Genomic DNA, 15,114 nt, shown 5'->3' with positions numbered 1-15,114 from the left:
AAATCATCGCACGCGTCGGCAGGTTCGGCCGCGTGCTCTGGCTGTCACCCATATAACGGAGGCATCGACTTGGCAATTTTCCGTTTTGGAGGGTCTCACCGGGCCTCGGCTTCGCGATGATCGTCAGCAGTCGCTGCAGGTGATCGAGGTGCCGGCGCGCTGGCGGTAGAAAAATTGCCGGCTGATCGTAATCTGACTGGTGCCGTTCGGCAGGAAGTTGGTCCCGAAATTCATGAGCTGATAGGGGATGGCAAGCTCGCTGCGCACAAGAAAGGTACTTGCCTGGTTCATATTGCTCGGCACGGTGACGGCGGTGCCTGATGGATAGGGGGTTGTCCCATCCTGCGCCCAGGACCATGCCACGGTGGCTTTGCCGCTGGCATCGACCGCGATTCCCGTAATCTTCAAGGTCAGGCCGGTCGTGACATAGGGTGCGAAAATGGCGCCCGCGACCGAGGGCATGGTCGCAAGCATCGATTTGTTAACGCCTGACTGCTGCGAGATGATATCCGCGATCGACCCGGCCGAGCGGCTGGCGCGCTTGGAGACATTGAGGCCGACGGTAAGCTGGAACGCACCAAGATAGAGCAGCAGCAGTACAGGGAAAAGAATGGCGAATTCGATTGCGCCGACGCCGCGCCGGTCTCGAGCAAAACGCCGCAACATGCCGAGGAACGGAGCTTCCTTCCTGATCATGTCTGGCCGCCCGCTCACGGATAGTTCTCATTCTGGAAGGCGGCGGTGGCGACGATGAGATAGGTCGTCGGCATCGATCCGTCGGAGGGGTGGATGTTGGAAAGATACGGGCGCATCAGATCGGTAATGATCTGCCAGCGGTAATAGGCGCGCACCATGTTCAAGGTCTTCGCGCCGCCTGGTGCGAAGGCAAAGCCTGTTGTGCTGAGGTCGGAATAGGGGTCTGTCGATGATTGGCGCGGGATGGTCGTCGGCATGGAGGCGAAGCTCGTATAGCTCTCGACGTCGAGATAAAGGCTGGATGGCGTTGCGACTTCCGTCGAAGAACATGTGATCAGCACGGCAATCTGGTTGCAGAATGCCTGCCGGAACTGTTGCTGCGTCATATATGAAGACTTGGTGGAATCGCCGCTAATCTGCCCGGTCCTGATCTGACGTGACAGGGTATCGACAGCGTTCGAAATGACCTGCTCTGCCGTGAAGGCGACAAAAGTCTCGATGACCGCGAAGATGATCAGGAAATAGGGAATGGCGAGCAAAGCGAATTCGATTGCCGCCGCCCCGTCCCGCGACCTTACGAATTCACGCAAATTTCCCCGGAGACGCCGTTGCGCCGGGTCTTTGTTCGCGAAAAGATCGTCGTTCGGTATCATTGAACATCCGCAGCGATTTACACGCGGATGAAACTAAAGACGCTTTCTTGATAATCCGTTTCTCTTCCCTCTTCATATTTAAGGGAAGGTGTGATTATCAGCGTCAAGGCAATTCTTGTGTAGTACTTTAGAATATTTGCGATAATAAATAAAACTACGGGCCGGTTGTTGTGGTTGCCGTAGTATTGTTCTGCTGCGCATGCTGCTCGCAATTGGGCGTGCATGACAATACTGCCCGATCCGTCTGGCGAAACACGCGAACCGTGTTGCCTTCATCGATCGAAACAAGAATCTGTTCGTCGACGATGGCGTTGCCGTCAGCGTCGAGCAGGATGATGTTTGTCGTTCCGAAAGCGCGGCCGGTCAGCACGATGGTCTTCGGATCCGCGACGGTCGCATCGGCGACCTGGGCGTTGCCGACGATGACCTTGCTGACGGGGCGATCAAGCTTCAATACGCGCGCGTGATCCATATAAACGCGCAGCAGATTTTCTCCGGCAGCATGGCAAAGCTGCGGTGTCAGGCCGGCCATGGCGAGGATGCCGGCGAGGAATGCGGTTTTGCCGCCGATGGGCATGGCTTGGCCTCTTGGAATGCGTATGGCGAAAAGAATTGTCGGACAGAATGAGAAAGAATGGTGAATGAAGGATTAAGGCCACCTCAGGTGGTGCGGATATGGTGCAAATGTCCCATATGTGGCTTCTGCCTTCACCTTTTTGCTGCAGATATGCTTTGGTTTAAGACAAATTACATGCAACGCTAATATTCACACATCTAATAATTTCTATTTCATTGAAGATTTTCTTTAAAAATGCGCAGGAAGACACGCATTCGACATTAACTATTCTTTTTTTGCTTCTGTATTTACAGGTGATTAACCCAATTCCTTAAAGCGATGGAAACGGCGAACAGCTACCGTGCAGCTCATCCGATCAACGGCAACAGTTGGCGGACGTGCTGTCAACAAATTGTGTGGAGTAAATTCATGTCCAAGCTTTTTTCGCGCTTCCTGAAGGATGAATCGGGTGCGACCGCAATCGAATACGGCCTGATCGCAGCTCTGATCTCGGTCGCCATCATCACTGGCGCAACTACCCTGGGTGGTGCATTGAACAACACGTTCACCAACATTGCCACCCAGATGAACCATTCCGGCAACGGCATTGGTACCAAGTAAAGTATTTGCCTCGAGGGCATAATATTTTCCGGAAACCGCTCATTGGTGAGCGGTTTCCGATATTTATGTTTGGAAGAGGGAAAGCATGCTCGAAGCAGCAGCGTTGCTCATATTTCCGCTCTGCATGTCGATTGCGGCGATCTCCGATCTGCTGACGATGACGATTCCTAATCGCGTATCTCTGGCGCTCGCGGTATCGTTTCTTGTCTTGGCGCCGATTTTCGGGCTGTCCTTTACAGAAATTGGCATGCACTTGGCCGGTGCAAGCGCCGTGTTTTTTGTCTGCTTCGCACTATTCGCGCTGAATGTCATGGGCGGTGGCGACGCGAAACTACTGGCGGCAGCCGCGCTTTGGTTCGGCTTCGATTCATCTCTTGTAGTGTTCCTGATCTACGTCGCGTTTATCGGCGGCGCCGTCACATTTCTGATCGTATTGCTCCGGTCACAGTCCAGCACCATCATGGCCATCGGCCTTCCCCTGCCGAATTCATTGATCACGGCGAAGAAGATCCCTTACGGCATTGCTATCGCCATCGGGGGAATTCTTGCATTCCCAGGCTCGTCTCTCGTTATCGCGGCCACGCAACGGGCGATCTAGGTTGAAATCTGCGAAAGCAACGTATTTTTACGTGAATACTATCTAATATTGCCCAAGTAATCATGGTTAAGTAACAATAAATGTAACGTACCATTAACCATAATTACACCAATTGCCGGTCATTCTGCGGGGCGAAGAATTCTGTTCGCCAAGGAATGTCCATGAAACCCGCTCGCATAATGATACTCGCGGTGGCAGCCGTCGCAGCCGGTATGGCCGGCCTGCTGGCGATGCGTCTCGCCGGCAAGCGCGATATCGTGCCGCAGCAGATTGCAGCGGTGGTGGAAAAGGAAGCGACGATCAATGTGCTCGTTGCCGGCGCCAATCTGCCCGTCGGATCGCGTTTGGACGAAAAATCGATCCATTGGCTGGCCTGGCCGGAAAGCGGTGTGGTCAAAGGTCTCATCACCCAGAGTGACCGTCCCGATGCCGTGAAGGACCTGAAGGGCGCGGTCGTCCGCTTGCCGATGTTCGAGGGCGAACCGATTCGCGAGGAAAAGGTCGCCGATTCCAGCAGTCGTATCCTTTCCTCGCTGTTGCCGTCCGGTAAGCGCGCTGTCGCCACCGAGATCTCCGTCGCGACCGGCGCCGGCGGCTTCATTCTCCCAAACGACCGTGTTGACGTCATTATGGTCCGCAAAAGCTCCCAACAGCAGCTCATCACCGAGACGGTCCTCAGCAACGTACGGGTCTTGGCGGTCGATCAGCAGATCGAAGAAAAGCAGGATGGAAGCAAGGCCGCGGTCGGCGCAACCGCAACGCTGGAGCTGACGCCGGACCAGGCGAAGGTCCTGGCCGTCGCGCATCAGATGGCTGACCGATTGACGCTGGCGTTGCGCTCCGTTGCCGACGCGCAGCAACCCGATACGACGGCAGCCGATTATCTGCTGGCCGGCGATAATGGCGGCGGCCTCGTGCAAGTCATCAAGTCGGGAGCGATCGTGACCGATGGCCCAACGGGGCCGAAACCACAATGAGAAGGGGCGGGATGATGTTCAAGACAAGCAAGAAGGCCAGCCTCTCCCTCGCTGCAACGCTTTCCTTCTCCGTTGCCTTTGCGGGCCTGCCTTTGGCGGATGCTCCGTCTTTTCTGCAAACCCAAAGGGCTCTTGCCGGTGGCTCCGACAGCATCGTCACCATCGCGGGTCTCGGCACGAAACGCACTTTGAAGCTTGGTCTCAACAAGGCGCTGGTAGTCGATTTGCCGGCCGATGCCCATGACATCCTCGTTTCCGACCCCAAAATGGCAGACGCGGTGACGCGCACCTCGCGCCGCATCTACCTGTTCGGCAAGACCGTAGGCCAGACCAACATCTTCATTTTCGGTGCCGACGGCAGGGAAATCGTCAGCCTCGACCTGCAGATCGAGCGCGATATTGCCGGCCTGCAGGCCAATCTCAAACGCTTCATTCCGGACTCCGACATCAACGTCGAGATCGTTTCCGACAACATCGTCATGACCGGAACGGTGCGTACGCCGCAGGATGCGACGCGCGCAGAGCAGCTTGCACAGGCTTTCCTCAAGGGCGGCGAAGCGACGACACGCTTTGCAACGGCCTCAGGCTCCGGCGACAACAACGCGGTCGCACTCTTCGCCGAAGGACGCCAGACCTCGCAGATCGTCAACATGCTGCAGATCGAAGGTGAGGATCAGGTGACGCTCAAGGTGACCGTCGCCGAAATCAAGCGCAGCGTGCTGAAGCAGATCGGCTTCGACAATCTCGTCCGCAACTCCTCCGGTGGGCAGTTGGTTGCCCAGCTCGGCAGTCCTGGCGCGGACGCGACTGCTTCAACCGGCGGCGGCGGTCTTGCCAGCTTGTTCAAAACAGCCATCGGCAAGTACAATATCAATACCTATCTCAATGCTCTTGAGCAGGCTGGCGCCGTCCGTACGCTGGCTGAGCCAACGCTGACGGCGATCTCCGGCCAGGCCGCGACCTTCAATTCGGGCGGTCAGACGCTATACGCCGTCACGAACAAGGACGGGAGTGTCACGGTCACACCCTTCACCTATGGCATCAGTTTGGCCTTCACGCCTGTCGTGCTATCTGCCGGACGAATCGCTCTGCATGTGCAGACCCAGGTTTCCAATCCGGTTGGCACGGCTAACGCCGGAACGGCAACCTACAACCAGCGTGCCGCTGATACGTCGGTGGAGTTGCCGTCCGGCGGCTCGATCGCTTTGGCCGGTCTCTTGAGCGATACCATCCAGCAGACCACCAACGGTACGCCGGGCGCCTCGAAGATTCCAATCCTTGGCGCGCTGTTCCGCCAGAAGAGCTTCCAGCGCGACGAAACCGAGCTTGTCATCATCGCAACGCCCTATCTGGTGCGTCCGGTCGCCCGCAATAAGCTTGCCCGGCCCGACGACAATTTTTCGCCGAGCAACGATATCAGCGGCTTCTTCATGAATCGTGTCAACAAGATCTACGGCCGCAAGGACGGGCCGCCGGTCGCCGACGCCGATTTCCACGGCACCGTCGGCTTCATCTACAAGTGAGGGGACACCGACCATGAAGCGCACCCTTTCAACCGGACTGACGAGGGATAAGGAAATGGCCAGCCTCGAACGCAATACGCCTCGTGCCGGCAATGCCTGTTTCCCCAGGTTGGCCCTGATCGCACCGGTCCTGTTTCTCACCGCCGCCACTATCAGCGGTTGCGCCGATTCGCGCGACCGCATGACGACCAGCGCCATCAATGACGATTATCGTCAGCGTCATCCGATCGTATTGACGGAGAAGGCGCATAATCTCGACATACCGGTCGCTGCCAGCGACCGCCGGCTGACCACGGGAATGCGCGATACCATCCGAGGCTTTGTGCAGGATTATCGCGGCCGTGCGAGTGGCACCGTCGAAATCCTGCTGCCACGGGGATCGGTAAATTCGCAGGCGGCATCCGTCCTGCGTCAGCAAATCCGAAAGGAACTGGTGGGGAATGGCATATCGTCGGCCCGCATCGTCGAAAGCTATTACCCTGCGGGCGATCCCGGCGACGCCGCTCCGATCCGTCTGCGCTTCACCGCCACGACGGCACTTACCAACACTTGCGGCCAATGGCCGGACGATCTCACCGACAATGCCTTCGACAATCAGAACTACTATAATTTTGGCTGTGCAACGCAGCACAATCTGGCGGCACAGGTCGCCAATCCGACGGACTTGATTTCGCCTCGTGCCGCATCACCGATCGATACCGATCAGCGCAGCAAGGTGATCGACAACTATCGCAAGGGCTCGGTCCCGACGAGCACGGCTACGATCGGCGGCTTCGGCGGGTCAGGCAGCTCCGGCCAATGACCACAGGAATTGCCCGCCGGCGGAACAGGATGAAATCATGAACGCCATCGATTACGAAATCGAATCGACTGCCGAAGACACCGGGGACGCCCCGCACCCCGGCAACCTCGAGAACCTGCGGCCGCTGCCGCGCATTTCGGTGCACGCCTTCTGCGAAAGCGATCAGTTGCAGCGCGTAATGGACCAATGCGCCAACGATCGGCGCATGTCCAAGGTCAGCCTGCGCATCACCAGCGGCAGCACGGCGGCGGCTGCAAACATGTTTGCTTCGACGCCCACACCGAACCTGATCATCCTCGAAACACGCGCCAATCCGCGCAATCTGCTGACGGAACTTGCGCCGCTCGCCGCAGTCTGCGATCCGAGCACCAAGGTGATCATCGTCGGCTATCACAACGATATCGGCCTCTACCGCGAGCTCATCCGCAACGGCATCTCCGAATATGTAGTTCAGCCCACGGATATGGCCGACCTTATGACGGCGATAGCGGGGATTTTCATCGATCCCGATGCCGAGCCGCTCGGCCGCAGCATTGCCTTCATCGGTGCGAAGGGCGGGGTGGGCGCGTCCACCATCGCCCATAATTGCGCCTTCGGCATATCGAACCTGTTCTCCACCGAAACCATTCTGGCCGATCTCGATCTGCCCTATGGCACCGCCAATATCGATTTCGATCAGGATCCCGCACAGGGGATTGCCGAAGCCGTCTATGCGCCGGAGCGCCTGGACGAGGTTTTTCTCGATCGATTGCTGACCAAATGCTCGCAGCATCTCTCGCTGCTGGCGGCGCCCTCCATGCTGGATCGCGCCTATGATTTCGATGCGCATGCATTCCTGCCGGTGCTCGATGTTCTTCAGCGCAGCGCGCCGGTGGCCGTGCTCGACGTACCGCATCTCTGGACGGAATGGACGCGCTCGGTGCTTGGGGCTGTCGACGAGGTCGTCATTTGTGCAGCACCCGATCTCGCCAACCTGCGAAATGCCAAGAACCTGATCGACGCGCTGCGCAAGCTGCGGCCCAATGACAAGGCGCCGCATCTCGTCCTCAACCAGGTGGGCATGCCGAAGCGCCCGGAGATCAACCCGTCGGAATTCTGCGCGCCGCTGGAGCTTGAGCCGATCGCCATCATTCCGTTCGACATCAATCTCTTCGGCAATGCTGCCAACAGCGGCCAGATGATCTCGGAAACCGATCCGAAGTCGCCGGTCGCCGAGGTCTTCTCGCAGATATCACACATCGTCACGGGGCGCGTCGCTTTGAAGAAGGCGAGAAAGGGCGGTCTGCTTGGCCTCCTGAAACGGAAGTAACTGCAGCAGTAGAATTGGATTGAAAGCATGTTTGGCAAGCGTGGAAATGATGGTCCTGCAAAAAGCGGCAGCGTGGCGCCTCAGCCGGCGCGTGCGCCTGCCGCAGCCAGCACGCCTGCCGCACCGGCAGTATTGATCGAGCCGTCTCGCGACCAGTCGCAGCCCCGTCAGCAGGTGACGCCGCCGCCGATGCAGACACCCAGTCGCCGCCGGACGGCGCGCACCGAGGAATATTACGACACAAAATCGCAGGTCTTTTCCGCGCTCATCGACACGATCGACCTGTCGCAGCTTTCCAAGCTCGGCAATGAAGCCGCGCGCGAGGAAATCCGTGATATCGTCAACGACATCATCACGATCAAGAATTTCGCGATGTCGATTTCCGAGCAGGAGGAACTGCTCGAGGACATCTGCAACGACGTACTCGGTTACGGTCCGCTGGAGCCGCTGCTCGCCCGCGACGACATCGCCGACATCATGGTCAACGGCGCCGGCCAGACCTTCATCGAAGTCGGCGGCAAGACAGTCGAATCGGAAATCCGCTTCCGGGACAATTCGCAGCTTCTCTCCATCTGCCAGCGCATCGTCAGCCAGGTCGGCCGCCGTGTCGACGAATCGAGCCCGATCTGTGACGCGCGCCTGCCCGACGGCTCGCGTGTCAACGTCATCGCGCCGCCGCTTGCGATCGACGGGCCGGCGCTGACCATTCGTAAGTTCAAGAAGGACAAGCTGACGCTCGATCAGCTCGTGCGCTTCGGGGCCATCACGCCCGAAGGTGCGACGCTCCTGCAGATCATCGGCCGCGTGCGCTGCAATGTCGTCATTTCAGGCGGCACCGGCTCGGGCAAGACGACGCTTCTGAATTGCCTGACCAACTACATCGACCGCGACGAACGCGTTATCACCTGCGAAGACACCGCCGAACTGCAATTGCAGCAGCCGCATGTCGTGCGTCTCGAAACACGCCCGCCGAATATCGAAGGCGAGGGCGAGATCACCATGCGCGATCTCGTCAAGAACTGCCTGCGTATGCGCCCCGAACGCATCATCGTCGGCGAAGTGCGCGGTCCAGAGGTCTTCGACCTGCTGCAGGCGATGAACACGGGCCACGACGGCTCCATGGGTACGATCCACGCCAACACGCCGCGCGAATGCCTGAGCCGTATCGAATCGATGATCGCGATGGGCGGATTCAGCCTGCCGGCCAAGACCGTGCGTGAGATCGTTTCCAGCTCCGTCGATGTGATCATTCAGGCGGCGCGTCTGCGCGACGGCTCGCGCCGCATCACGCAGATCACCGAGGTGATCGGCATGGAAGGCGATGTGATCATCACGCAGGATCTGATGCGCTACGAGATCGAAGGTGAGGACGCAAACGGTCGAATTATCGGCCGGCATCTCTCCGCCGGCATCGGCAAGCCGCATTTCTGGGATCGCGCCCGCTACTACAACGAAGAAAGACGCCTTGCCGCCGCGCTCGACGAGATGGAGCAGAAGGGTCAATAGGATTTCCCATGTTCGGTGTCGATCCAGTCGTACTCTTGATTGTCCTGCTCTCGGCCGTCTCAGCCGCGGCGATCTGCTATGGCGTGCTCTATTCGCGCATCGAGTCGCAGAAGAAGGCAGAGAGCCGCGTCAACCGGGTGAAGCAGGCCGAGACCGACCGTGTGAAGGTCAAGGCCGCGCGCGATCGCGTCCAGGAAATGTCCAAGCGCCGCAAATCTGTTCAGGAAACGCTCAAGGATCTGGAAAAGCGGCAGTCGGAAAGCACGAAGAGGAAGCAGTCGTTGAAGGCGCGCTTGGCGCAGGCCGGCTTGTCGCTGACGCCCTCTCGCTTCTATCTCTTCAGCGTGCTGTTCGGCCTCTTCGTGATGTTGATCTTTTTCATCGTCGGCGCACCGCGTCTCGCCGTTCTCGGGTTACCTTTTGCCGCAATGTTCGGCCTGCCGCGGTGGATCGTCAGTTTCCTCATTAAGCGCCGGCAGAACAAGTTTCTCGAAGAATTCCCCAACGCGCTTGATCTCATCACGCGCTCGCTGCGCTCCGGCCTGCCGTTGAACGATTCCGTGCGGCTTGTGGCAAGCGAGGCGCGCGAACCTGTCAAAACGGAATTCCGCCGGGTGGTTGAGGCGCAGCAGGTGGGCCTCAGCATGTCGGATGCCTGTGCACGCATGCTGAACCATATGCCGCTTCAGGAAGTGAATTTCTTCTCGATCGTCATCGCCGTCCAGGCGCAGGCCGGTGGCAACCTGTCGGAAGCGCTGGGCAATCTGTCGCGGGTGCTGCGTGATCGCAAGAAGATGAAGGCGAAAGTCCAGGCATTGTCGATGGAGGCAAAGGCCTCCGCCGTCATCATCGGCGCTTTGCCCTTCATCGTCATGACGCTCGTCTCTCTGACGTCGCCACAATATATGACGGTCCTCTTTGTCGATCCGCGCGGCCACCTGATCCTGATGTGCGCAGGCGTTTGGATGTCCATCGGCATTTTCATCATGCGCAACATGATCAATTTCGAGATCTGAGCGGGGGGAGCCGCCAAGCCTATGTCCGATCTGGCTGCCAACTTGACCGATCCCGGCACCATTCTGGCCATTGTCGTGGCCATCGTGGTTTTTGCTACCTTCTATACGATCGCCTTGCCGATACTGGAGCGTGGCGACCTCAACAAGCGCATGAAGGCGGTGTCGACGGAGCGCGAGCAGATCCGGGCCCGCGAGCGGGCGCGTTTGAATGCCGACGGCGGCAAGACAACATTGCGCAATCAGAACAATCACAATGTCAGGCAGATCGTTGAGCGTTTCAACCTGCGCAACGCGCTTGTCGACGCCAATACCGTCAATCGTCTGCGTGCCGCTGGCCTACGCTCTGAAAATGCGTTGAACATGTTTCTGGTGGCGCGGTTTCTGCTGCCGTTCCTGTTCCTTGCTGTTGCTATCCTGCTGGTCTTCGTTCTCGGCTATTTCGCCAGCAGGCCGTTGCCGATCCGTCTGCTCGGCGTCATCGGCATGGCCTATCTCGGCTTCTATGCGCCGAACATCTATATCTCCAATCTGGTCACCAAGCGCCAGAAGTCGATCAAGCGGGCGTGGCCCGATGCACTCGACCTGATGCTGATCTGTGTGGAGTCGGGCATATCGATCGAAGCCGGCATGCGTCGTGTCGCCGAGGAGATGGGGGAGCAATCCCCGGCGCTCGCGGAAGAAATGATCCTGACCACGGCCGAGCTTTCCTTCCTGCAGGATCGACGCACCGCCTTCGACAATCTCGCGGCCCGCACGCAGATCGAGCTCGTCAAATCGGTAACGCAGGCGCTCATCCAGGCCGAGCGCTATGGAACGCCGCTCTCGCAAGCGCTGCGCGTCATGGCCCAGGAAGGCCGTGACGAACGCATGAACGAAGCGGAAAAGAAGGCCGCAGCGCTGCCGCCGAAGTTGACGGTGCCGATGATCGTCTTCTTCCTGCCGGTGCTGATGGCGGTCATTCTCGGGCCGGCGATCATCCGCGCTCTCGACAAGTTTTGAATGTTCCGGCTTGCTCGCGGCGCGGGAGGGTGATTAAGCTCCCCATCGATGTCGCCGGCAACGCTATCGGATGATTTCCGGAATGCGCGAAGCATCCAGGCTCGGCGACCAAGCGGATATCCAGCCGGATCGGGAGGCCTCGCATGTCATCCATAGCCGTGTTTTTCAGTGTCATTGCCGCAGTCTTCATCGGTGCCGTTAGCCCCGGGCCGAGCTTCGTCCTCGTTTCCAGAATTGCTGTCTCGCGCTCCCGCCAGGCGGGTCTGGCCGCAGCGTTGGGTATGGGGACGGGCAGCGTCATCTTCGCGACATTGGCGCTTTTCGGTTTGAGCGCGTTGCTGATGAAGGTCGAATGGCTGTATCTCGCGCTGAAGGTCGCCGGCGGGCTCTATCTGATCTATGTCGGCATCCGCATTTGGCGCAACGCGGCGCTTGATCTTCCTCTCGACGCCGCTGCCACCCCGGCCGCGGGCGGCATGGGGCGTAATTTCTTATTTGCGCTCGGAACTCAGCTCAGCAATCCGAAGACGGCCATTTTCTATGGCAGTATTTTTGCCGCACTTCTTCCGGCGTCTCCGGCGCCGTGGCTGCTGCTCACGGTTCCGCCGGCTGTCTTCCTGGTCGAGACGGGCTGGTACACGGTGGTCACCATCGCGTTCTCGTCCAATCGCCCGCGTGCGCTCTATGTCGGTTCGAAATTATGGATCGACAGGGTAGCCGGTGCCGTCATCGGCGCGCTCGGCGTACGGCTGGTGGCTGACGGCCTGCCGCGGCATATCTGGCGCTGAGCGTTTGGCGCGATACGCAAAGCTAAACTGAAGGCACCGCCAATTTTTTATTGGACGGCTTTCTTGGTGTCGCTGCTGGCGGCAAGCCGCTGCCAGGAGTTCCGCTGCGCCAGCATGCCGCGCAGATAGGCGACATTGGCGTTTGCCTGTTGCGGGGTCAGCTCCTGGCGGGCGATCTGCTCTGCTTCGGCAAACCGGCCCTGCAGGCCGACGACGAGCGCCAGATTCTGCCGTACGCGGCTGTCGGTTGCCGGCTGGGCGGCGGCCGAGCGAAGGTAGGTTTCCGCATTCTTGAGATCGCCCGTCAGCACATAGGACATGCCGAGATTGGAAAGGATCGTCGGCTCGTTGGGCGCCAGCACCAGCGCGTCGCGGTATTTGCCACGCGCATCGGTGGAGCGGCCGAGCTGATCGAGAATGGCGCCCTCTGCGGAAACCAGGCGCCAGTCGGGACGATCGGGGGTCTGGGCGCGGTCGATCGTGGCGAGCGCCTGTTCCAGCTGACCTGCCGCCGCCTGTGCCTTGCCATAGGCCGCCAGCACGCCGCGGTCGCTCGGATTGTTGATCGCGACCTGCTGCATGACGGCGAGCGCCTGATCGTTGCGGCCGCTCATGCGCAACGCATTGGCATAGTTGACGCCGGCGTCGCGATCTTTGGGATTGGCGTCATAGGCCTTGCCGAAGGTAGCGGTGGCCTGCGCCAGGTCGCCGCTGTTCATCGTGTCCATCGGCCGGGATGTCTTGGGGATCGAGCCGGTGGTGATGTTGTCCTTGCCTGCCGTCGTCGAGCAGCTCGCCAGAGCGAGCGCCAAAAGTGCGGCCGAAGCGCCTCGAAAAAGGAAGGTTCCGAGCAAAGATGTGGTTGAACCGGCGGACATGACGCTATTCCCTGAATCCTTAAATCTTGCGTCAGGCCTAGAATCGGAACAGGGAAGGTTCGGCGCAATGTTCGCTCCAGCAATAATCTGTTAACCCTAACAGACGGTTAACTCTCGATTCTCCAAAGTCATTGTCAAAGGATGGTCATGGCCCCCTATCAATTCATCGAGCGCGCGACGCCTTTTAATTCGAAGGGTGGTTCGACGCTGCCGATCTTTGCCGTCACGCCGGCGCATATCGAGACCGGCACCATCGATCCGATCGCGCTCGATTGGGCCCGCAAGGCAGGCTACAAGGCGGAAAGCGGCTCCCTGCTTCTGATCCCGACGGCCGAGGGGCACCTCGGCGGCGCGCTGTTCGGCCTTGGCGCCAATCCCTCCGAGCAGCCTTTCCTCACGGGCAAGCTCGCACGCAGCCTGCCGGCGGGCGATTGGCATATCGAGACGGCGCCGCTGACAGCCAATCGCCTCGCGCTCGGCTTTGGCCTCGGCAGCTACCGTTTTGACCGCTACAAGTCCGAAAAGGCGCCAGCACCGACGTTGATGATCCCGCGCGATGCCGATGCCGCCGATATCAAGCGTCAGCTTGCCGGCGTCTTTCTTGCCCGCGATCTCATCAACACGCCGACCAACGACATGGGGCCGGAGCAGCTGGAAGCCGCCTTTCGGGCGCTTGCTCAACACTACAAGGCGGAAATGTCCGTCATCATCGGCGACGATCTCCTGAAGGAGAACTTCCCGCTCGTGCACACTGTGGGACGCGCCAGTGCCGATGCGCCGCGCTTGCTGGAGATGCGCTGGGGCAAGAAGGGCCATCGCCGCATCACGCTGGTCGGCAAGGGCGTGTGCTTCGACACCGGCGGTCTCGACATCAAGCCGGCATCCTCGATGCTCTTGATGAAGAAGGACATGGGTGGAGCTGCCAATGTCATGGGCCTGGCGCTGATGATCATGGACGCCAAGCTCAAGGTCGACCTTCGCGTCATCATTCCGGTTGTCGAAAACTCGATTTCGGCCAATGCGTTTCGCCCGGGGGACATCTACAGGAGCCGCAAGGGCCTGACCGTGCAGATCGACAATACCGATGCCGAGGGCCGGCTGATCCTCGCCGATGCGCTGGCCTATGCCGATGAAGATGCGCCGGACCTGATGATCGACATGGCGACGTTGACGGGAGCCGCTCGCGTCGCGCTCGGCCCCGATTTGCCGCCGTTCTTCACGGACGATAGCGAGCTCGCCAGCGATCTGACCGAAGCGAGCCTGGAGACCGACGACCCGCTGTGGCGCATGCCGCTCTATATGGGCTACGACAAGGATATCCGTACCAAATTCGCCGATATTACCAATGCGCCGGCCGGCGGCATGGCCGGCTCGATCACCGCGGCGCTGTTCCTCAAGCGCTTCGTCACGAAGACGCCGAGCTGGGCGCATTTCGATATCTTCGGATGGGCGCCGAGCGAACGTCCGCATTCGCCCGGCGGCGGCGAGGCGCAGGCGATCCGCGCGCTGTATCACCACATCAGGCAAAGCGTACGGTAAGGACAAAGTACCCCTCTCCCCGCATTGCGGGGAGAGGGTTAGGGTGGGGAGCCAGGCACATAAGCGCGACAAAGTCGGGCTGACCTGACCAGCGGCGATAACCGGATCGAGAGGATGGCCATCCTTTTCGCGTCGGCAGTCGAGAGAAAGCCGCTCATCCGGGCCCTCTACCTTTCGCTCCGCTCAATGTCTCGGTCCCACCTTCTCCCCGCATCGCGGGGAGAAGGGGTCGATGAATTCCCCTTGAATCCGCCACGATCTTGGTCGAAACTGGAACGGTAGCGTAACGATTTTCGGGGTTGTCCGTGCCGCTAGATCTCTCCGCCTCGCAGGCTCTTGGCCTCTGGCATGGCGTAACGCTCGCTCAGGTGCGCCGCGAAGATCATGATTTGACTTTGCGGCAGACAGCGATCCTGCTGCAGATCTATCTCGTGCCTCCGCCGCACACCGTGCGCGGCCTTGCCGCGACGCTCGGCGTCACCAAGCCGGTCATCACCAGGGCGCTTGACACCATGGGTGAGATGGGGTTGGTCGACCGCGTGCGCGACGACCGGGATCGCCGCAATGTCATCATCAAGCGCACCGTCACCGGCGCGCTTTATCTGGAAAAACTCGGCGATCTCGTCATCGAGCACGGCCGCAAACTGTAATTC

General features: G+C 59.6%; 16 protein-coding genes. 12 read left to right on the top strand and 4 right to left on the bottom strand.

Annotated features, from left to right (window positions below):
• Window positions 1-123 precede the first annotated feature (123 nt).
• The 3 genes from GA0061102_RS02015 to GA0061102_RS02005 form a co-directional block, all read right to left on the bottom strand.
• Entirely contained in the window at window positions 124-696 is a 573-nt protein-coding gene (locus tag GA0061102_RS02015) for a TadE/TadG family type IV pilus assembly protein (protein ID WP_092843522.1), read from the bottom strand.
• Between the two features lie 14 nt (window positions 697-710).
• Window positions 711-1,349 (bottom strand): TadE/TadG family type IV pilus assembly protein, encoded by a 639-nt coding sequence (locus GA0061102_RS02010; protein WP_092843520.1) that lies wholly within the window; start codon window positions 1,347-1,349, stop codon window positions 711-713.
• A 154-nt stretch (window positions 1,350-1,503) separates the two neighbouring features.
• Window positions 1,504-1,926 carry a pilus assembly protein N-terminal domain-containing protein gene (locus tag GA0061102_RS02005; protein WP_092843516.1) on the bottom strand — a complete coding sequence of 141 codons (423 nt, stop codon included), beginning with the start codon at window positions 1,924-1,926 and terminating at the stop codon, window positions 1,504-1,506.
• Between the two features lie 408 nt (window positions 1,927-2,334).
• Between GA0061102_RS02005 and GA0061102_RS02000 the strand changes: the two genes are divergently transcribed.
• The 10 genes from GA0061102_RS02000 to GA0061102_RS01955 all read left to right on the top strand — a co-directional run bounded on the left by GA0061102_RS02000 (window position 2,335) and on the right by GA0061102_RS01955 (window position 12,044).
• Complete coding sequence (locus tag GA0061102_RS02000; RefSeq protein WP_092843514.1) at window positions 2,335-2,526, top strand: Flp family type IVb pilin; 192 nt, start codon at window positions 2,335-2,337, stop codon at window positions 2,524-2,526.
• A gap of 85 nt (window positions 2,527-2,611) precedes the next feature.
• Complete coding sequence (locus GA0061102_RS01995) at window positions 2,612-3,124, top strand: A24 family peptidase (protein WP_092843512.1); 513 nt, start codon at window positions 2,612-2,614, stop codon at window positions 3,122-3,124.
• A gap of 161 nt (window positions 3,125-3,285) precedes the next feature.
• Window positions 3,286-4,101, top strand: a complete 816-nt coding sequence (gene cpaB, locus GA0061102_RS01990) for a Flp pilus assembly protein CpaB (RefSeq protein WP_092843510.1) — start codon at window positions 3,286-3,288, stop codon at window positions 4,099-4,101.
• A gap of 14 nt (window positions 4,102-4,115) precedes the next feature.
• Entirely contained in the window at window positions 4,116-5,624 is a 1,509-nt protein-coding gene (locus GA0061102_RS01985; RefSeq protein ID WP_092843698.1) for a type II and III secretion system protein family protein, read from the top strand.
• A gap of 13 nt (window positions 5,625-5,637) precedes the next feature.
• Complete coding sequence (locus tag GA0061102_RS01980) at window positions 5,638-6,426, top strand: CpaD family pilus assembly protein (RefSeq protein ID WP_245297894.1); 789 nt, start codon at window positions 5,638-5,640, stop codon at window positions 6,424-6,426.
• A 37-nt stretch (window positions 6,427-6,463) separates the two neighbouring features.
• Complete coding sequence (locus GA0061102_RS01975) at window positions 6,464-7,735, top strand: CpaE/TadZ family protein (RefSeq protein ID WP_092843506.1); 1,272 nt, start codon at window positions 6,464-6,466, stop codon at window positions 7,733-7,735.
• 27 nt (window positions 7,736-7,762) lie between these two features.
• Window positions 7,763-9,241, top strand: a complete 1,479-nt coding sequence (locus tag GA0061102_RS01970) for a TadA family conjugal transfer-associated ATPase (RefSeq protein WP_092843504.1) — start codon at window positions 7,763-7,765, stop codon at window positions 9,239-9,241.
• 8 nt (window positions 9,242-9,249) lie between these two features.
• Window positions 9,250-10,257, top strand: a complete 1,008-nt coding sequence (locus tag GA0061102_RS01965; protein WP_092843502.1) for a type II secretion system F family protein — start codon at window positions 9,250-9,252, stop codon at window positions 10,255-10,257.
• A 21-nt stretch (window positions 10,258-10,278) separates the two neighbouring features.
• Window positions 10,279-11,256: a type II secretion system F family protein gene (locus GA0061102_RS01960; protein WP_092843500.1), complete on the top strand. Its 978-nt coding sequence runs from the start codon at window positions 10,279-10,281 to the stop codon at window positions 11,254-11,256.
• 143 nt (window positions 11,257-11,399) lie between these two features.
• Window positions 11,400-12,044, top strand: coding sequence for a LysE family translocator (locus tag GA0061102_RS01955; protein ID WP_092843498.1), 645 nt, complete (start codon window positions 11,400-11,402; stop codon window positions 12,042-12,044).
• Between the two features lie 47 nt (window positions 12,045-12,091).
• Here GA0061102_RS01955 and GA0061102_RS01950 read toward each other — a convergent pair whose 3' ends face one another.
• Complete coding sequence (locus GA0061102_RS01950) at window positions 12,092-12,922, bottom strand: tetratricopeptide repeat protein (RefSeq protein WP_092843496.1); 831 nt, start codon at window positions 12,920-12,922, stop codon at window positions 12,092-12,094.
• Window positions 12,923-13,069: 147 nt separating this feature from the next.
• Between GA0061102_RS01950 and GA0061102_RS01945 the strand changes: the two genes are divergently transcribed.
• Window positions 13,070-14,461 (top strand): leucyl aminopeptidase family protein, encoded by a 1,392-nt coding sequence (locus GA0061102_RS01945; RefSeq protein WP_092843494.1) that lies wholly within the window; start codon window positions 13,070-13,072, stop codon window positions 14,459-14,461.
• A 305-nt stretch (window positions 14,462-14,766) separates the two neighbouring features.
• On the top strand, window positions 14,767-15,111 hold the full coding sequence (locus GA0061102_RS01940; RefSeq protein WP_047634989.1) for a MarR family transcriptional regulator: 345 nt from the start codon (window positions 14,767-14,769) through the stop codon (window positions 15,109-15,111).
• The last annotated feature ends 3 nt before the right edge of the window (window positions 15,112-15,114 follow it).

It is taken from the genome of Martinezella miluonensis (assembly GCF_900094545.1).
In the GTDB taxonomy this organism is placed as follows: domain Bacteria; phylum Pseudomonadota; class Alphaproteobacteria; order Rhizobiales; family Rhizobiaceae; genus Rhizobium; species Rhizobium miluonense.
The sequence above is the reverse complement of the archived record's forward strand: the minus strand, read 5'-3'. Positions and strand labels throughout refer to the sequence as shown.